Genomic DNA, 20,035 nt, shown 5'->3' on the forward strand with positions numbered 1-20,035 from the left:
AGTGCGTCTTCATTATTAATGGTCATTGTCGTAACTTCGCGTTTTGATTATACGAATGATGGCATACGAAGAAAATATTGAGGTTCAGGGAGCTCGGGTGCACAACCTTAAAAATATAGATGTTACTATCCCAAGGGAAAAACTGGTGGTAATTACCGGTCTCTCGGGCAGTGGGAAATCATCCTTAGCCTTCGACACCATTTATGCGGAAGGACAACGAAGGTATATAGAAACGTTTTCTGCTTATGCACGCCAATTTTTAGGGGGACTGGAGCGACCGGACGTGGATAAGATTGACGGACTTTCACCTGTTATCGCCATAGAGCAAAAAACCACTTCTAAATCTCCTAGGTCTACAGTTGGCACCATTACCGAAATTTATGATTTCCTGAGACTGCTATATGCAAGGGCTAGCGACGCCTATAGCTTCAATACTGGGGAAAAGATGGTGAGTTATGATGATGCACAGATTAAAGATCTCATTATAAGCACCTACATGGACAAGCGAGTTAACATTCTAGCTCCTGTAGTAAGATCTAGAAAGGGGCATTATAGAGAGTTATTTGAGCAAATTGCCAAGCAGGGCTTTGTAAAAGTAAGGGTCAATGGGGAAATAAAGGATATTGTAAAGGGTATGAAAGTAGACCGTTACAAGACCCATGACATCGAAATTGTAATAGACCGACTTAAAATTGTACCCAGTCCAGATTTAGACAAACGGCTTTCAGAATCCATTAATACGGCCATGTACAGCGGGGACAATATTTTAATGGTTCTGGAGGAAGGCACCCAAGAACCTCGTTATTTTAGCAGGGATCTAATGTGCCCCACCACAGGAATTTCTTATCCTGCGCCTGAACCAAACACATTTTCATTTAACTCCCCAAAGGGAATGTGTCCGGATTGCAATGGTTTGGGCAATGTTTATGAGGTAAACGAAAATAAAATTTTCCCTAACAAAAAGCTATCGATTATCGCTGGAGGTATAGCCCCTTTGGGACCTTATAAAAAATCATGGGCTTTTAAACAGATAGAGATTATTGCACAACGCTATCAGTTTAAGTTGGACGATCCCATTGCAACCATACCGGAAGAAGCTATTAAAATATTACTCTATGGTGGCAAAGAGAGTTTTGAGGTAGATTCTAAAGCACTTGGTGTAAAAAGACAGTACAAGATAGATTATGAAGGGATATCGCATTTCATAAAAAATCAATTCCACGAAGCCAGTTCCACCAGCATTAAACGGTGGGCAAAGGAGTATATGGATAAGATTAAATGCCCAACATGCGAGGGAACACGGTTAAAACAAGCTTCCTTAAATTTTAAGATAGACAACAAGAATATTTCCCAGTTATCTAATTGGGACATTTCTGAGTTAGCGGAGTTTTTCCAGAATTTAGAATCTAGACTCACAAACAAGCAATTAAAGATTGCCGAAGAGGTAATTAAGGAAATTAGAGCCAGGATTCAATTCTTATTGGATGTAGGCCTAAATTACCTTTCCTTAAACCGAAGTAGTAAGTCATTATCCGGAGGAGAGGCTCAACGTATCCGATTGGCCACCCAAATTGGGTCTCAGCTAGTGGGCGTACTCTATATATTGGACGAGCCTAGCATTGGATTACACCAAAGGGACAATGAACGCTTAATACAATCCTTGGAATCCCTAAGAGATATTGGGAATTCGGTTATTGTAGTAGAACACGACCGGGACATGATAGAACGTGCAGACCATGTAATAGATATTGGTCCAAAGGCGGGGAGACACGGGGGTGAAATAATTTCCGAAGGAAGCCCTGCAGACCTTAAAAACCATCATACCCTCACAGCTTCCTACATTACTGGAGAGCTAAGCATAGCGGTTCCTGGGACTAGGCGACCTGGCAATGGAAAGTCAATCAAACTTACGGGATGTACTGGGAATAATCTTAAAAACATTTCGGTTGAATTCCCCTTGGGAAAAATGATAGGCGTTACCGGAGTTTCGGGAAGTGGGAAGTCTACCCTCATCAGTGAAACCCTATATCCCATCCTAAACGCGCATTATTTTAATGGGGTAAAAAAACCAATGACCTATAAAAAAATTAGTGGCCTGGAGCATATAGACAAGGTGATAGACATAAACCAGTCTCCCATAGGCCGTACCCCTAGATCTAATCCTGCTACCTATACGGGGGTGTTTAGCGAAATTAGATCCTTGTTTGCCAAGACACAAGAAGCTGCCATAAGGGGCTATAAGCCAGGCAGATTTAGTTTTAATGTGAAAGGCGGGCGTTGCGAAACTTGTAAGGGTGGAGGATTGCGTGTCATTGAAATGAACTTTTTGCCAGACGTTTATGTAGATTGTGAAACATGCTATGGCAAACGTTTTAATAGAGAGACCTTGGAGATTAGATACAAGGGAAAATCCATTGCAGATGTCCTTGAAATGACAATCAATGAATCGGTAGACTTTTTTGAAAACATTCCTAAAATCCATCGAAAATTAAAAACAATTCAGGATGTAGGCCTAGGTTATATTTCCTTGGGCCAACAATCTACCACCTTGTCTGGAGGAGAGGCGCAACGGATAAAGTTGGCTACGGAGTTATCCAAAAAAGATACCGGAAATACGTTTTACATCTTAGATGAACCCACTACCGGATTACATTTTGAGGATATCAGGGTACTGATGGATGTTTTAAACAAGCTAGTAGACCATGGCAATACCGTATTGATTATAGAACACAATATGGATGTTATAAAAATGATGGACTATATTATAGACATAGGCCATGAAGGAGGCAAAAAAGGAGGAATGGTAGTCGCTAAAGGAACCCCGGAAGAAGTGGCAATGGATAAAAAAAGTCATACTTCCAAGTATCTTAGAAAAGAATTAGGTTTGTAATTTTAACAGGTTTACCGGCCACAAAATTCGCCTTCCCAACAAAAGTTTGCTTGGGCTAGGGATTTTTAGCACATTTGGTAAACTATAACACAGTTTGATTTATTAAATATTATGAGAAAAGAACAACATCATAAAGGGTGGAATGAAATAAAGACCAACGATTCATGGGCCCTATTTAAAATAATGGGCGAATTTGTAAATGGATTTGAAAAAATGAGTGCGATTGGCCCATGTGTTTCCATTTTTGGATCTGCCAGAACAAAACCAGGGGATCCCATCTACGAGTTAGCCGTTAAGGTATCCAAACGGATTTCTGAGGCTGGTTATGGAATCATCACTGGAGGTGGCCCGGGGATTATGGAAGCCGGGAATAAAGGTGCTCATTTAGCCGGAGGTACTTCGGTGGGATTAAATATTGATCTTCCCTTTGAACAACACGACAACCCTTATATTGATAATGATAAAAGTTTAGATTTCGATTACTTTTTTGTTCGCAAAGTGATGTTTGTAAAGTATTCTCAAGGATTTGTGGTTATGCCAGGCGGATTTGGCACCTTAGACGAGCTTTTTGAGGCCATCACCCTAATACAGACCAATAAAATTGAGAAATTCCCAATTATTTTGGTCGGAAAAGAGTTTTGGAGTGGATTAATCGATTGGATTAAATCTTCCATGCTAGAAATAGGAAATATTAGTCCAACCGACCTAGATCTGATTAAAATTGTGGACACGGAAGAGGAAGTAGTAGATATTATTGATGCTTTTTACAAAGGCAACCTACTTACCCCCAACTTTTAAATTCCACCTTGCTTGAAGAATTTGTCAAAGAATCCAACATATGCCCTTGTGATTGTATTATTATCCTGGTGCTATCTGGGGTACTCCCAGCATAGCAACAGGATAATAGCATCGTTGGATGAAGCAACAAATGTAATCAGCATCCAGCAAGAAATTAATTATTACAATCAATCCAAAGACACTCTAAACACTCTTTATTTCAATGATTGGGCAAGTGCTTATGCCGACAAGAATACGGTATTGGCCAAAAGATTTGCTGAAGAGTTTAAAAAAAGCCTGCATTTGGCAAAAGCGGAAGAACGGGGATACACTACCATCATCAGTGCGGTAGATTATGACCATCTGGGGTTAACTTGGGAGCATTCACCTGCCCGAGACATTGTAAGGATAGATCTAAATGCCCCCTTGCCACCAGAAACGTCGCTTCAATTTTTTATTACCTACAAGGTTAAATTACCCCCCAATAAATTTACCCCATATGGGTATAGCAACCTCCGGGAATACTTTTTAAAAGATTGGTATTTAACCCCAGCAGTATATGATGGGGAATGGCATCTGTATTCCAACAAAAACTTGGAAGATCTCTATACCGAAATCACCAATACTACCATTACATTTACTTTTCCCAAGGATCTCTATCTAGTCTCCAATTTTCACACTTCCCAAAAATCCACCCAAGGCAATATGCAAACGCATACCCTAATAGGTACGGATCAAAAGGGTGGTGAGCTAATTATTGTTCCAAACCGACGTTTCACCAAGCATGTAACCCCAGGGCTAACGTTTATTACGGATTTAGAATCTATTAATTACGATGAAATATCCGCTGGAATTTCTATCAACCGCATCTCCAGTTTCCTTCAGGAAAGTCTCGGGGAATTTCCCCATAAACAATTATTGGTTAGTGAATGGGATTATGACAAGGAACCCCTATATGGTATAAATCAATTGCCAAAATTTATCAGACCCTACGAGGAGCAGTTTCAATTTGAAATGAAATTTCTGAAAACAGCCCTCAACAGCTTCCTAAAGGAGACCATGTACCTTGATCCCCGAAAAGAAAAATGGGTAACAGACGCCATTACGAATTATCTGATGATTAATTTTGTAGAGCAACATTATCCAGATCAAAAATTACTGGGAAAACTATCGGGAATTTGGGGTATTCGAAACTTTCATCTAGCTAAGATGGGATTTAACGAACAGTATCCGTTATTGCATATGTTATCTGCCAGAAGAAATGTAGACCAAGCATTAACCACCCCCAATGATTCCCTAATCAAATTCAACCAAAAAATAGCGAACCGGTACAAAGCAGGTTTAGGTTTGGCCTATTTAGCGGATTATACCGGTAAAAAGAAAGTAGACCAAAGTGTTAGAGAATTTTATGAATACTATAAGTTAAAGGAATCCACCGCAGCCGATTTTAAATTTATGGTAGTAGAAAATTCGGATAAGGATATCAATTGGTTTTTTGACGAATATGTGTCCACCACCAAAAAAATAGATTTCAAGATTAAAAGGGTCAACAGAAGTGGCGACAGCTTAGCGGTGACCTTAAAAAACAAACAAGGGACTAATGTACCCATTTCCTTATTTGGCATTAGAAATGATTCCGTAATCTCACAATATTGGTTTACCGATATCACCGACGAAAAAACGCTGTATATTCCCTATAAGGCCGAAGAGCGTTTGGTATTAAACTATGACCAAACCATTCCAGAATTTAACCAACGCGATAATTGGAAATCCCTTAATGGCTTTTTTTCCAGCAATAAACGGTTAAAACTTCAATTCTTTAAAGATGCGGAAGACCCGTACTTTAATCAGGTGTTTTATGTTCCTGTAATAGGATTCAACAAATATGACGGACTCTCTCCGGGAATGCGCCTTCACAATAAGACTTTATTAGAGCGACCCTTTGTATTTGATGTAGCTCCTTCCTATGCACCCAACGAAAAAACCTTTGTGGGGTACGGAAGTTTTAACTTTAGACAATATCACGGGAAAAGTGGATTATACGTTACCAATTACTCCTTAAGGGGATATACCAGCCACTACCAAAAAAATTCGCGCTACACCACCCTAAGCCCCAGCATAGGCTTTGGATGGAGGCCAGATAACTTACTACTAAACAAACGCAACACCCTAGTATTAAGATCCGTCAATGTGTTTAGGACCAGAGACAGCAGTCTAGACAATATAGATTTTGAGACGGATCCAGATTACAATGTACTAAATGCAAAGTATACCCATACTACCAATAACATTCTTAACTATCTATCGTGGTCCCTAGACGCACAGCAATCCAATCTGTTTACCAAGTTGGCCTACGAAATGGAATACCGCAAGCTATTTCAGAATAACACACAATTTAATATACGATTCTTTGCAGGGAAATTTTTGAGAAACAAAACCGCTGGCAGCTCAGATTTCTTTAGTTTTTCATTGGATCGGCCTACAGATTATCTTTTTGACTATAATTATTTGGGAAGATCTGAAGGGACGGGGATTTATAGCCAACAAATCATTGTTGCTGAAGGAGGGTTTAAATCAAAATTTGAGAATCCATTTGCCAATGATTGGATGGCCACCATAAATTCCAGTGTCAACCTTTGGAGATGGGTAGAGCTCTATGGAGACCTTGGTATGTTAAAAAACAGAGGTATAAAAGAACAATTTGTTTATGATACCGGCGTGCGGCTAAACCTGTTAACCGATTACTTTGAACTCTATTTCCCTGTATACTCTAGCAATGGATGGGAAATTGCCCAACCCAATTACGATCAAAAAATAAGATTCGTCATCACCTTTAGTCCGCGTACACTAACCGGACTATTTACAAGGAAATGGTTTTAAATCATTGCCATATTCTTAGTTTGAGCGAATTTTATTGAGATATTGATAACAAATATTTTTACAATTCCCTAAATATTAGGGAATTATTAAGAGGTATCGAATTTTATTGGTTGCAAAACCCATAATGATTTGATACTTTTGCGTAAAACCATGTATATCCAAAATGAAGATAGATTCCGAAACCTGCAGCGATATTTCTTTTGATGATTTTCAAATTCAAATTCTAAAGGATTACGAAATTGCAATTACCAGCAGGGAGTGTAGCTTATTGGGAAGAAGGGAAGTACTGACCGGAAAGGCCAAGTTTGGTATTTTTGGTGATGGGAAGGAGCTACCGCAACTCGCCATGGCGCGTTCCTTTAGGGATGGTGATTTTAGAAGTGGATATTACCGGGACCAAACGTTTATGATGGCCTTGGGACTTCTTTCCCCAAAACAGTTCTTCCACGGTCTTTATGCCACTACCGATATCACCAAGGACCCCATGAGTGCTGGAAGGCAAATGGGCGGACACTTTACCACCTTCAGTTTAAATGAAGATGGTACTTGGAAAAACCTAACTCAACAAAAAAATAGTAGTGCGGATATATCTTGTACCTCGGGCCAGATGCCCCGCCTATTAGGTTTGGCACAAGCCTCTAAGATCTATAGGAATGTTAAAGGCATCAATAGCGATCGGTTTTCAGTAAATGGAAATGAAGTTGCATGGGGTACCATAGGAAACGCTAGTACCAGTGAGGGAGCTTTCTTTGAAACAATAAATGCTGCAGGGGTATTACAAGTACCCATGGTGATTAGTATTTGGGATGATGAGTACGGTATTTCCGTCCATGCCAAACACCAAACAACCAAAGAGGACATCTCCAAGATTTTAGCTGGTTTCCAACGAGATAAGAAGGATGATGGATATGAAATTATCAAGGTAAAGGGTTGGGATTACACCGCACTGATTCACGCTTATGAAAATGCTGCGGATATAGCTAGGGAACAACACGTTCCTGTGATTATCCATGTTACTGAACTTACCCAACCACAGGGACATTCCACTTCCGGATCTCACGAACGATATAAAAGTGAGGACCGATTAACCTGGGAAAGGGAAAACGATTGCAACAAGCGATACCGTGAATGGATCCTTGCCAATAAGATTGCCACAGAAGAAGAATTACAGGCACTTGAAAAGAATATTAAAAGACAGGTGCGGTCTGCGAGAAAGGAAGCATGGGAAGAATTCCTTTCCCCACACAAGGAACATAAGAAAACCTTGGTAAACCTATTAAACAATGTTGCCAATACTAGCCCCAATAAAAACTTTATAGCCAAGCTAAAAAACGATTTGATTGCCAAGGAAGAGCCCATTAAAAAAGACTTGGCATCTACGGCAAGAAGAGCCATGCGCTATTTGTTAGGTGAAACAAGCGAAGAGAAGGAAGCTTTAGCTAGATGGACCGACAGTTTTCTGGAAGAATCCCAGGCTAAGTTTAGCACCTTCCTCTACAATGAGCAAGAAAATAGTGCCCTTCATGTTCCTGAAGTAAAACCCACCTACGATCCAGACCCTATAGCGGTAGATGGCCGGGTTATTCTACGGGACAACTTTGATCACTTGTTTGATAAATATCCGGAAGCATTGATTTTCGGGGAAGATACTGGAGCCATTGGGGATGTAAACCAAGGCTTGGAAGGTCTACAGAAAAAATATGGCAAACTTAGGGTTGCAGATACCGGCATTAGGGAGGCAACCATAATAGGCCAAGGAATAGGAATGGCCATGAGAGGACTACGTCCTATTGCCGAGATTCAATATTTAGATTATATATTCTATGCCCTTTATACCCTAACGGACGACCTAGCCACCCTACTTTACCGAACCGTGGGCAAACAACGCGCTCCGTTAATTGTTCGGACTAGGGGACATAGGCTAGAAGGTATATGGCATTCTGGGTCACAAATGGGCGGATTGATCCATTTATTAAGAGGCATGTATATTCTAACACCAAGGAACATGACCAAAGCGGCTGGCTTTTACAATACCTTAATGAAAGGTAATGAACCTGCCCTATTAATTGAAAGCCTTAATGGGTACCGCCTAAAGGAGGACAAACCCAACAACCTAGGAGAACTTTGCACTCCCATTGGCGTGGTGGAAACCGTAAAGGAAGGAAACGATATTACCCTACTCTCCTATGGATCTACCTTGCGTATTGTTATGCAAGTTGCCATAGAGCTCCAAGAGGTAGGAATAGATGCCGAAGTGATAGATGCACAAAGCTTACTGCCTTTTGATCTGGGCCAAGACATGCTTAAAAGTATTAAAAAAACCAATCGACTATTGGTGATCGACGAGGACGTCCCAGGTGGTTGTTCTGCCTATCTAATCCACGAAATTGTAGAGAAGCAGGGGGCTTATCAATATTTGGACAGTGCCCCACAAACTCTCACTGCTAAGCCCCATAGGCCGGCATACGCTACGGATGGGGATTATTTCTCCAAACCAAATGCGGAGGATATTTTTGAAAAGGTCTATTCCATCATGCGGGAAACCAACCCTAATAAATTTCCGAAATTAAGATAGTCATCCCTTGTTTGGGATAATTTTAGAAGAAACCTTAGTTTTTTATGAACATTTAATTATTTTTAGTCCGAAATAACCTAAACTAAAGTCCCCCAATGAAAGATTTTGGCCTATTACTATTACGAGTTGGTTTCGCTGTATTAATGCTAACTCACGGAATCCCTAAATTTCTTAAACTTATTCAAGGTAATTTTGAGTTTGGTGACCCCTTGGGAATCGGAGCTGCCCCCTCCCTGGTTTTAGCCGTCATCGGGGAGTTTATTTGCCCTATTCTAGTTATTATAGGTATTAGAACCCGTTGGGCCACCGTACCTACCATAATAACTATGTTGGTAGCCTTATTAATTGTGCACGCCCAAGATCCCTTATCGGTAAAGGAAAAAGCACTTCTCTTCTTGGTAGGCTTTGGCAGTATTTTACTATTGGGTCCGGGGAAGTTCAGTTTGGATAAAAGATAGCCATATCGCTATCGAAAAATCTTAACCAACAATTCTTTTAAAAGGTCTTGTTGGGAGATGCTAGCGCCTACTCCTTTCCCTTTTAGATCTAGCTCCCTGAGTTCGGATATAATTCCACTAACCCTTCTCATCGGGAAATTTCTGGCTGCGATCTGGATTTCCTCCACAAAATAGGGTCTTATTCCCAAGGCCTTGGAAACATTTTTTGGGGATTGGTCATTTAATCCATGATAGGTTAATAGCTGATTAAAAAAGGAATAAAGCAGGGTAATGGTTAACACAAAGGGATTGTCTTTAGGATTTTGGCCAAAATAATTGATAATCCTTGTGGCCTTCACCACATCGCCTTCCCCAATGGCCCGCTTTAATTCAAAATTATTATAATCTTTACTAATTCCTATATTCACTTCAATGGCCTCTGGTGTAATCTGCGAGCCCTTGGGTACAACCAGACATAACTTCTCTAACTCCTTGTCTATCTTCCCCAAATCTGTTCCTAGGAACTCCACCAACAGATTGGATGCCTTAAAGGTGATATCGTACCCCCTGGATTTTAGCACATTCTTAATCCAGTCTGCCACCTGGTTCTCGTAAAGCTTTTTACTTTCAAGAACTACTCCAGATTTTTTAATGGCCTTGTATAGTTTTTTACGCTTGTCCAGTTTATTGTACTTATAACAAAGCACCAATACGGTAGATGGTTGTGGATTGGCCGCATAAGAAGTTAAATTTTCAATAGTTCTAGACAAATGCTGTGCCTCCTTAACCACCACCACCTGTCTCTCGGCCATCATGGGATATCGCTTGGCATTACCTACAATATCTTCAACGCTTACCTCCCTACCGTAAAGGACCACCTGATTAAAACCGCGTTCCTCCTCGGTAAGGACGTTCTTTTCTATAAACTCCGAAATTTTATCGATATAATAAGGCTCCTCCCCTGTTAGTAAATATATGGGGGCTATATTTCCTCTTTTTATATCACCTACTATCTTTTTAACCTCATCCATTTAAAAAATATCCTCAACTTTGCATTATGGTGCCATTAAACTTTCCAACATATTCGTTTCGCTTCAAAAATAGGGAAAATAAAATCTATATTTTTGATGTCATCCGCAAAAAATTCGTGCTCCTTCAACCAGAAGAATGGGTGCGACAGCACGTGGTCCATTATTTGTTAAATGAGAAAAATTATCCCTTGAGCCACATCAATGTTGAAAAGCAACTTTTGGTCAATAATTTAAAAAAGCGCTATGACGTGGTGGTGTTTCGCCCCAATGGCGATATCCTGCTGCTGGTAGAATGTAAAGCTCCACAAATCAACATATCCCAAGATGTTTTTGATCAAATTGCCCGATACAACCTTCAGCTCAATGCAAAATACCTCATGGTTACCAACGGCCAAAATCATTATTATTGCCAAATGGATTTGGAGGATGAACTGTACACTTTTCTTAAAACCATTCCTAATTATACCCCCTAGGAGGGTAGGGCAAGCATTTATTAGGAAAAATGGGTACCAGGGTAACACCTTTGACGCAGAAACCACTCACTTATAAAAAAATCCTTTATTTTGCGCCCTTAATCAAACCTAAAAAATCCCCTAACGTACACTGGGAGTCCTTACATGTTAAAAATTGCAGTTGTAATACTAAATTGGAACGGGGAAGCACTTCTGGAGAAGTTTTTGCCTTCAGTAACCTCATTTTCAAAAGAGGCAGATATTTATGTGGCAGACAATGCCTCTACCGATAATTCCATAGCCTTCATTAAGGAGAACTATCCGGAGATTACCATTATTCAAAACAGTAGCAATGGTGGATATGCAAAGGGTTATAACGATGCCTTGCGTCACGTAAAGGCCGATGTATATTGTTTGCTTAATTCCGACGTAGCGGTAAGCAAGGACTGGTTGAAGCCCATTATCAGCGAATTTTCAAATAATCCAAATGCCGCTATCATTCAGCCTAAAATCTTAGACTATAATAAAAAGACCTATTTTGAATACGCAGGAGCAGCAGGTGGATTTATAGATAAATTTGGATATCCTTTTTGTAGGGGACGCATTTTTCAGGAACTAGAGGAAGACCGTGGCCAGTACAATGATACCATAGAGATTTTTTGGGCAACGGGTGCCTGCATGTTTATTAAAAGCGAGGTGTTTCATCAGCTGAAGGGTTTTGATGAAGCTTATTTTGCACATCAGGAAGAAATAGATTTGTGTTGGAGGGCCAAAAACAATGGACATCAAGTTTATTATGTAGGCAGTTCCGAAATTTATCATTTAGGAGGATCTACCCTAGGTAATATGAACCCCAAAAAAACGTTTCTTAACTTTAGAAACTCCTTATTTTCCATTCTTAAAAACTTACCTCCCCACAAAAGCTTTCCCATCATCTTTTTACGGTTTATATTGGATGGAATTGCTGGGATACGATTTGTATTACAGGGAAAACCAAAGCATTGTTGGGCCATTGTACAAGCACATTTCAGTTTTTACAAGAACTTTAATAGTATGTTCAAAAAACGTGAACGACATTCGTTTATAGAGGGATATTATAGCACTACCTCCATTGTTTGGTCGCATTTCATTAAACACATTAAATTCTTTAACATTTTAGTAAAAGATTAACTAAAATAGCCTATTAAATGTGGACTTTTTATATATTTTTGGCTTCGACTACAACCGCAGTAGAATAGTATCATAAAACCATTAATAATTATTAGAATCACTATGAAGAAAATTATTTTAAGTTGTTTAGGAGCAACGTTATTGTTATCCTCCTGTGTTTCACAGAAGAAGTACGCTAATCTAGAGGCAAAGGCAAAAGAAACACAAGATTTGCTTAACTCTGCCACCGTTAAACTTAATACTTGCTTGGAGGATAAGGCTGCGGCTCTTTCTAAAATGCAGACCTTAGAAGAACAAAACGCATTCTTGAAAGCGAACAATCAAGATTTGATCAACAATATGGGTAATCTTACCACCCTTACTACTAAAGGAGCCGATAACTTAGAGAGATCTTTGGAGAGCTTAAGGGAAAAAGATCTTACTATTAGAAAATTAAACGACGCACTTACAAGAAGGGATTCTGTGAACCTTGCCTTGGTACAAAGCTTAAAAGGTGTTCTTGGAAACTTGGATGATGAGGATATCGAAATCAGTGTTGAAAAAGGAGTTGTATTTGTTTCTATTTCAGACAAGCTATTGTTTAGAAGCGGAAGCTATACCGTTACCAACAAAGCTAAAGAAGTATTAGGAAAAGTTGCTCAGGTAGTAAACAATAAGCCAGATTTTGAGTTTATGGTTGAAGGACATACTGACCCTCGCTCTTACAGAAGTGGTGTGTTATTGGATAACTGGGACTTAAGTGTTAAGCGTGCTACCTCTGTTGTACGTATCCTACAGAACGATTACAACGTAGACCCAAAACGTATGACTGCTGCTGGTAGGTCTCAGTACCTACCTGTATCAGCTACTGATAATGCCAAGAACAGAAGAACTCGTATAGTAGTACTTCCAAAAATTGATCAGTTCTATAGCATGATCGAAGAAGGAATGAAAGATCCTGCAATTAACTAAGCAGAATAGTTATAAAATTAAAAAGCGACCAATTTGGTCGCTTTTTTTTGACTATTATTTTGATAAGTTCAAGCTGAAAAATATACCTCCCACTAAATTAATTATATGACACCGTACCCAACAGAAGTAGGCACTAAAATTAACGGCTGTTGATAGCAAAAGAAACCACCAAGCGCCACCACTTATAAAACATCTAAACTCCCCTTTCCTTCCCTAACGATAATTGGTTCGTCTTGGGATAAATCTATTACTGTAGAAGCTACGTTGTCCCCATAACCTCCGTCTATAACAATATCCACTAGGTTCTTCCACTTTTCATAAATCAGTTCTGGATCGGTGGTATACTCTAATAGCGTATCTTCATCCCTAATAGAGGTAGAAACTATTGGGTTGCCTAGAGCCTCCACTAGAGTCCTAGCTATGGAGTTGTCTGGAACCCTAATCCCCACTGTTTTCTTATTCTTAAAAGCCTTTGGCAGGCTATTGTTCCCTGGTAAAATAAAGGTATACGGACCAGGCAATGCCCTTTTTAGTATCTTGAAGGTAGCGGTATCAATTTGCCTGACATAGTCTGACATATTGCTTAAATCCGCACAGATAAAAGACCAATTTGCTTTGGCCAATTTCACCCCCTTTATCCAGGCAATCTTTTCCAAAGCTTTGGTATTGGTAATATCACACCCCAAACCATAAACAGTATCCGTTGGATAAATAATTAAGCCTCCTTTGCGAAGCACCTTCACTACCTTGTTAATTTCCCTAGGATTGGGATTCTCTGGGTAAATTTTAATGAATTCAGACATATTAAAATTAGAATAGACGTTTTGGTTTATAAAGATAATTAATTTAAATATAGACCAGTGATGTGTTCTAACATCCCTAACCAGTGGTATATACCTGAGCATGACTCCCACTTGGTGCCACAGGATGCTACCAATACTAGGAATTGGATTCCATAGCATTGCGAAGGCCTCATAAAAGGGACAATGCCTAAACTCTCAAATATACATCCGCCCTTTACCTCCTATTTATTGCCTGCTTATATAACCACCTCATTTAAAAGTAGTGGCTGCTAAAAAATTAGAACATAAACACCTACAGCGTTCCCCACGAGAGTCGTACCAGCTGTACTCTCTCATGGGGAAATATTAATATACAGCGTTATTTTCTAAAAGCAGCTTTTCCCCGAAGAAGACCTAAAAAGCGAGGTCTAACAGCAATGGATTAAAGTAATTCTAACTTAGCAAAACGGAGCAGCAGCTTTTTAACATCGCCCTTATCAAACTTTATTTCTGCCTTTTTATCATTGCCAACTCCTTCTATTTTAATAACCTGCCCCCTACCAAACCTGGTATGGTTTACCCTTGCCCCCTCTACCAGCCCAGGATCTACCTGATTGGTGTTTCCTACAGGGACGTCTAACGTTGGTTTTAACTTGCGTAGCTTGCGCAATTGGTTCTCATTGGGAGCATTCCCTTTTGGCGGAGTCCCCTGCACCGGCTTATGCTGGCGCAATTTACTTTTATCCACATCCCCAAAAATATCAACATCTATTAACGGGGTATACCTATTACTTTTAATGGGAGTTAAGTTCTCCACATACTTCTCGTCTATCTCCTCAATAAATCTACTTGGCTCAGCATCTATTAACTTCCCCCAACGGTATCGGTTCTGGGTAAAGGTGAGATAAGCCTGCTTCTCTGCTCTGGTAAGGGCTACATAAAACAATCTACGCTCCTCTTCTAACTCACTCCTAGTACTCATACTCATGGCGGAAGGGAAAAGATCTTCCTCCATTCCTACAATATACACATACGGAAACTCCAATCCTTTGGCGAGATGTATGGTCATTAATGCTACCCTATCATCATCACCAGTATCCTTATCCAAATCGGTCGCCAAGGCTACATCTTCCAAAAACTCCCCTAGATCTCCCTTGGCATCGGCTACTTCTTTCTGACCCTCTACAAAATCTTTAATACCGTTCAGCAGCTCTTCAATGTTTTCCATTTTACCGATTCCCTCTGGAGTACCGTCTTTTTTATACTCTAGCAAGAGACCAGTTTTTTTAGCTACATTTTCTGCCAATACAAAAGCATCCTCACTCTCGTTCATTATCTGAAAGCTTTTAATCATGCTCACAAAATCGGCCAATTTTCTCTTTGTTCCAGAATTTATCTTTAGATTTATACGATCTAGATGCTCTATAACCTCAAAAATGGATCGGTTATAGTGATTGGCGGCAACGGTGAGTTTATCCATCGTACTTTGACCTATCCCCCTAGCTGGAAAGTTAATGACCCGCTTTATAGCCTCTTCGTCCTTAGGGTTAATTACCAAACGCAAATAGGACAGAACATCTTTTATCTCTTTGCGCTGATAAAAGGAGAGCCCTCCATAAATTCTATAAGGAATATCCCTTTTCCTAAGAGCGTCTTCAATAGCCCTGGATTGGGAGTTGGTTCTATATAGAACTGCAAAATGCCCATTAGGCAGCTGCTCTTGCATTTTATGCTCAAAAATAGAGCCAGCTACAAACCTACCTTCCTCCGCATCGGTGGGGCTTTGATGCACCTTTATCAAGGGTCCGTCGTCATTAGACGTCCATACCACTTTCTCCAATTGATTCTTGTTATTGGCAATGATGGAGTTGGCGGCATTTACAATATTTTTAGTAGACCTATAATTCTGCTCCAATCGGTACATGCCCACATTGTCGTAATCCTTCTGGAAGTTAAGGATGTTACTAATGTTGGCCCCCCTAAAGGAATAAATACTTTGGGCATCGTCTCCTACCACACATATATTTTGAAATTTATCGGATAGGGCTTTAATGATCAAATACTGGGAGTGATTGGTATCCTGGTACTCATCTACCAATATATACCGAAACCTATTCTGGTATTTAGACAGCACTTCGGGGAATCGGGTAAGCAACTCATTGGTACGCAATAATAAGTCATCAAAATCCATGGCCCCAGCCTTAAAGCATCGATCCACATAATTCTGATATATCTCTCCCATACGCGGCCGCTTGGCCATTGCATCGGCCTCCATCAGATCGGGATTATTATAATATGCCTTTACGGTAATTAGGTTGTTTTTATAGGAGGATATCCTATTCTGCACCTGTTTATACTTATAAATATCCCTGTCTAATCCCATCTCTTTAATGATTGCAGCGATAAGTCGCTGGGAATCTTGGGTATCGTAAATCGTAAAATTACTTGGGTAACCCAGTTTATCACCGTCGAAACGTAAAAGCTTTGCAAAAACCGAGTGGAAGGTACCCATCATCAAGTTTTTTGCTTCGGACGAACCTACAATTTGGGAAATACGACTCTTCATTTCCCGTGCTGCCTTATTGGTAAAGGTTAGGGATAAAATATTAAACGCATCTACCCCCTGATTCATAAGATAGGCAATGCGATAGGTAAGTACCCTTGTCTTTCCCGAGCCAGCACCTGCAATCACCATTAAGGGTCCATCTTTATGAAGGACAGGGGCTTTTTGGGCCTCATTCAACTCATTTAAATACTTCTCCAACTGTCTATTTAATTTTAGTCCTTTAAGGATCGGTGAAAGTAACCATTATTGGCCTTATCCAAAAGTTGATGGTTCAATAAAAAATCCAACCACTACCAAATCCTTGGCAAATTTCGATATATTTATACAATTTAAACAATAAATATTACCTATAACGATACCAGTTTTGATAAATTTAGGATTCTAAGAAAAGGCAAACTGTATTTGCACAGATTTAGTGGAAAAATATAATTTCCTATAGCAATAGGTAGTTTGCGACAGTTAGGCACCTACTTAGATTCTACCTGATTAGCACATAACAAATCACGATAACAAAAAGACCCTTTATGAAACATTTATTAATTGCCACCATGTTCCTTGGCTGTTACAGCCTTACGGCACAAAACTATAAATTAGATAAAGAATACTCAGCAATTGAAAAACAGGTAATTGAGTGGAGGCGCGATTTTCATCAGTACCCTGAGCTCTCCAATAGAGAATTTAAAACTGCCGAGAAAATAGCCACCCACCTGCGTTCTTTAGGAATAGAGGTAGAAACAGGGGTCGCCAAAACAGGCGTCGTGGGCGTACTAAAGGGAAATAAGCCCGGAAAGGTAATCGCACTTAGGGCAGATATTGATGCACTCCCTGTAACGGAACGAAACGATCTACCCTTTAAATCTACCGAAGTCTCAGAATTTCTTGGTCAGGAAGTGGGCGTAATGCACGCCTGCGGTCATGATACCCATACTGCCATTCTAATGGGGGTCGCCGAAATCTTATCCAAAAACAAGGACAAGATCAAGGGTAGCGTAAAATTCATCTTTCAACCCGCAGAGGAAGGTCCGCCACCAGGGGAAGAAGGCGGGGCGCTATTGATGGTAAAAGAGGGGGTCCTTAAAAATCCGGATGTGGATGCCATTTTTGGCCTTCATATTAACTCCCAAACCCCAGTTGGTGTTATTCGCTATAAGTCTGGAGGTACCATGGCCGCCGCACAAAGTTTTGAAATTAAGGTAAAAGGGAAACAAAGTCATGGTTCCCAACCCTGGGCAGGGGTAGACCCCATATTGATAAGTGCAAAAATTATTGATGGGTTGCAAACCATCATCAGTAGGGAAGCGCAGCTTACCAATGAGGCCGCAGTTATTACCGTCGGCAAAATCAATTCTGGAGTGCGGTTCAATATTATTCCAGAAACTGCTGAAATGATCGGTACCATCCGTACCTTGGATTACGACATGAAGGATCTAATTAATCGCAGAATGAAGGAAATGGTTCCCACCATTGCAAAAGCCTACGGTGGGGAAGCTACGATCGAGATAAAGGAGGCCACAGAAATCACCTATAACGACCCTGACTTGGTAACCCGGATGCTACCCACTCTTAAAAGGGTCGCTGGCGAAAACAATGTGCAAACACAAAAAGCGGTAACCGGAGCCGAGGATTTCTCATATTACCAAAAAGAAGTGCCTGGCTTCTTTTTCTTTCTGGGTGGTATGACGCCTGGAACAAAGGATTCTTTTCCGCATCACACGCCTGATTTCCGGATAGACGAAGATGGTCTATTATTGGGCGTGAAGGCGATGACAGAATTGTGTCTCGACTTTTTAAATCAATAATGGATCTACCTCATGGAAAGAGGCAGGGAATAGTGGTTAACCATTCCCTGCCTCTTGTTAATTTCCCCCGTATTTGCATCAAAAGCCAGGGGTATTCCTATCCATTTTCCCCTATTAAACTTCTTTAACTTGGACTAGCGTTAAATTAACTATATAGATTTGAACTATTTGGTTAAATTTGCTGATTGAACTATCGGAATCCGATTGAAAAAACTACCTATATAAATGAGAAAAAATATTATTACCGCCCTAATCTTATTAATGACCGTTACTATCTCCTATTCCCAAAACAGAAGGGAGTTAATGCAAGAAGTGGAAGATCTAGAATCGCGCTTACGGGAAACTGAAACCACCTTGTCTGAGGTAAGGCGACTAGAGCGAATGAGTTCTGCTAAAGTTAAATCGTACGAAGCCCAGTTGGAGGAGTTAAGGGTTACCAATAACAACCTACTACAGAGCTTAAACAATTTCACCGAAGCATCTACCAAAAGGTCCGAATATATCAATAGTACCTTAGCCAGTCTTCAGAAGAACGAAGGGCAATTAAGGGCTATTAGCGATGCTTTAACCAGCAGGGATTCTGTAACCTTTGCAACTTTAACCTTATTTAAGAAGAATCTAGGCCCAGATACAAAAATTGCGATCAGCAAAGGGGCTATTACGATTTCCTTAGACAATGCTTTCTTATTTGGAGATCCAACCAAAAGCAACAAAGTAACCCCAGAAGGTGAGGCTGTTATCAGTAAAATTGGCAGTATATTAAAGGCAGATCCCAGCTTGGACATTACCATTGTAAGCAATAGTAATTTAGTGAACAATGCACAGAAAAAGCACGACAACTGGAAAATTAGCACCCAACAAGCAGCTACCATAGCATATCTCTTGGAAGATAAATACGAAGTGGAGGCAAAAAGAATGCTTGCCACCGGAAAATCCGAACTGGGACTTTATAGCATAGACACCGCAACGGAAATTATAGTTCAGCCTAAGTTTTATGAGTTCTATAATATGGTGAAGGAAAATATGAAATAAAAATGGCGGGGCGCTAGGGCTTTAAGGGAATTGGATCGCTTAGGGACCGATTTAGTATTACCCCTTATGACTTGCAATTATTAAAGAAATTCTATAATTTTTTTGGGATTAGTCCGTTTATTCAACTATCAACCTAAACACAAAGACGATTATGACCGATGATGGAATTTTACAGCTTTTTGCCTATCTCTTACCTGCAGTGGTTACAGGGGTAGTGGCCTTTTACTTTTTTAGGCTACATACCAGGAACGAGGAAGGAAGAAGAAGATTTCTATTACATAAGGATTCACAAAAAAACACCCTGCCCATCCGGTTACAGGCTTATGAAAGAATGGCATTGTTTCTGGAAAGGATCTCCATCCCCAATTTAGTGGTGCGTGTTTCGCCTGTATCCTCCAACAAGAACGATTATGAGAAGTTGTTGATCAAGACCATTGAAAATGAATTTGACCATAACCTTTCCCAGCAGATTTATATGACGGATGAGTGTTGGAATATAATAAAGGCGGCAAAGAGCGCTACCATACAAATGATCCGTAAAGCGGGTATGAGCGAATCCGATTCTTCGGATAAATTTAGGGAGGATATCCTAAGTGCTAGTATGGACAAAGCTTCCCCATCTGCTACAGCACTTTCCTATGTAAAAAAGGAGATTAGTGACCTGTGGTAAACTTTAAGAAGACCATGGAACTT

At 40.1% G+C, this 20,035-nt stretch carries 14 protein-coding genes; 11 read left to right on the forward strand and 3 right to left on the reverse strand.

Annotated elements, in window-relative coordinates; all coding sequences use genetic code 11:
* Positions 1 to 55: 55 nt before the first annotated feature.
* The 5 genes from uvrA (at position 56) to F1E73_RS05210 (ending at position 9,580) form a co-directional block, all read left to right on the forward strand.
* The gene (uvrA, locus tag F1E73_RS05190) at positions 56 to 2,890 is read left to right on the forward strand and encodes an excinuclease ABC subunit UvrA (protein ID WP_150451311.1); all 2,835 of its coding nucleotides are present in this window, start codon (positions 56 to 58) and stop codon (positions 2,888 to 2,890) included.
* Between the two features lie 111 nt (positions 2,891 to 3,001).
* Positions 3,002 to 3,688 (forward strand): LOG family protein, encoded by a 687-nt coding sequence (locus F1E73_RS05195; protein ID WP_086478281.1) that lies wholly within the window; start codon positions 3,002 to 3,004, stop codon positions 3,686 to 3,688.
* Positions 3,689 to 3,700: 12 nt separating this feature from the next.
* Complete coding sequence (locus F1E73_RS05200; RefSeq protein WP_223883362.1) at positions 3,701 to 6,547, forward strand: gluzincin family metallopeptidase; 2,847 nt, start codon at positions 3,701 to 3,703, stop codon at positions 6,545 to 6,547.
* A 163-nt stretch (positions 6,548 to 6,710) separates the two neighbouring features.
* Complete coding sequence (locus F1E73_RS05205) at positions 6,711 to 9,122, forward strand: alpha-ketoacid dehydrogenase subunit alpha/beta (RefSeq protein WP_150451312.1); 2,412 nt, start codon at positions 6,711 to 6,713, stop codon at positions 9,120 to 9,122.
* A 95-nt stretch (positions 9,123 to 9,217) separates the two neighbouring features.
* Complete coding sequence (locus tag F1E73_RS05210; RefSeq protein WP_086478279.1) at positions 9,218 to 9,580, forward strand: DoxX family protein; 363 nt, start codon at positions 9,218 to 9,220, stop codon at positions 9,578 to 9,580.
* An 8-nt stretch (positions 9,581 to 9,588) separates the two neighbouring features.
* On the opposite strand, the gene holA is transcribed toward F1E73_RS05210, so the two are convergent.
* Positions 9,589 to 10,590: a DNA polymerase III subunit delta gene (gene holA / locus F1E73_RS05215; RefSeq protein ID WP_086478278.1), complete on the reverse strand. Its 1,002-nt coding sequence runs from the start codon at positions 10,588 to 10,590 to the stop codon at positions 9,589 to 9,591.
* Between the two features lie 26 nt (positions 10,591 to 10,616).
* Here holA and F1E73_RS05220 point away from each other — a divergent pair, with 26 nt between their 5' ends.
* The 3 genes from F1E73_RS05220 (at position 10,617) to F1E73_RS05230 (ending at position 13,163) form a co-directional block, all read left to right on the forward strand.
* A complete protein-coding gene (locus F1E73_RS05220) occupies positions 10,617 to 11,063 on the forward strand; it encodes a type I restriction enzyme HsdR N-terminal domain-containing protein (protein WP_086478277.1) in 447 nt (148 codons plus the stop codon).
* Between the two features lie 144 nt (positions 11,064 to 11,207).
* Positions 11,208 to 12,212, forward strand: a complete 1,005-nt coding sequence (locus F1E73_RS05225; protein ID WP_150451313.1) for a glycosyltransferase family 2 protein — start codon at positions 11,208 to 11,210, stop codon at positions 12,210 to 12,212.
* Between the two features lie 102 nt (positions 12,213 to 12,314).
* Positions 12,315 to 13,163, forward strand: a complete 849-nt coding sequence (locus F1E73_RS05230; RefSeq protein WP_086478275.1) for an OmpA/MotB family protein — start codon at positions 12,315 to 12,317, stop codon at positions 13,161 to 13,163.
* Between the two features lie 182 nt (positions 13,164 to 13,345).
* Here the strand turns inward: F1E73_RS05230 and F1E73_RS05235 are convergent, their stop codons facing one another.
* Entirely contained in the window at positions 13,346 to 13,966 is a 621-nt protein-coding gene (locus tag F1E73_RS05235; RefSeq protein WP_150451314.1) for an L-threonylcarbamoyladenylate synthase, read from the reverse strand.
* A 421-nt stretch (positions 13,967 to 14,387) separates the two neighbouring features.
* Positions 14,388 to 16,709, reverse strand: coding sequence for an ATP-dependent helicase (locus tag F1E73_RS05240; RefSeq protein WP_150451315.1), 2,322 nt, complete (start codon positions 16,707 to 16,709; stop codon positions 14,388 to 14,390).
* A gap of 326 nt (positions 16,710 to 17,035) precedes the next feature.
* On the opposite strand from F1E73_RS05240, the gene F1E73_RS05245 reads away from it, so the two are divergent.
* From F1E73_RS05245 to F1E73_RS05255, 3 genes are all read left to right on the forward strand, one after another.
* The gene (locus tag F1E73_RS05245; RefSeq protein ID WP_150451316.1) at positions 17,036 to 18,310 is read left to right on the forward strand and encodes an amidohydrolase; all 1,275 of its coding nucleotides are present in this window, start codon (positions 17,036 to 17,038) and stop codon (positions 18,308 to 18,310) included.
* A gap of 225 nt (positions 18,311 to 18,535) precedes the next feature.
* The gene (locus tag F1E73_RS05250) at positions 18,536 to 19,342 is read left to right on the forward strand and encodes an OmpA family protein (protein ID WP_086478271.1); all 807 of its coding nucleotides are present in this window, start codon (positions 18,536 to 18,538) and stop codon (positions 19,340 to 19,342) included.
* Positions 19,343 to 19,493: 151 nt separating this feature from the next.
* Positions 19,494 to 20,012 (forward strand): DUF7935 family protein, encoded by a 519-nt coding sequence (locus tag F1E73_RS05255; RefSeq protein ID WP_086478270.1) that lies wholly within the window; start codon positions 19,494 to 19,496, stop codon positions 20,010 to 20,012.
* Positions 20,013 to 20,035 lie beyond the last annotated feature (23 nt).

Source organism: Arenibacter lacus (assembly GCF_008711145.1).
GTDB lineage: Bacteria > Bacteroidota > Bacteroidia > Flavobacteriales > Flavobacteriaceae > Arenibacter > Arenibacter amylolyticus.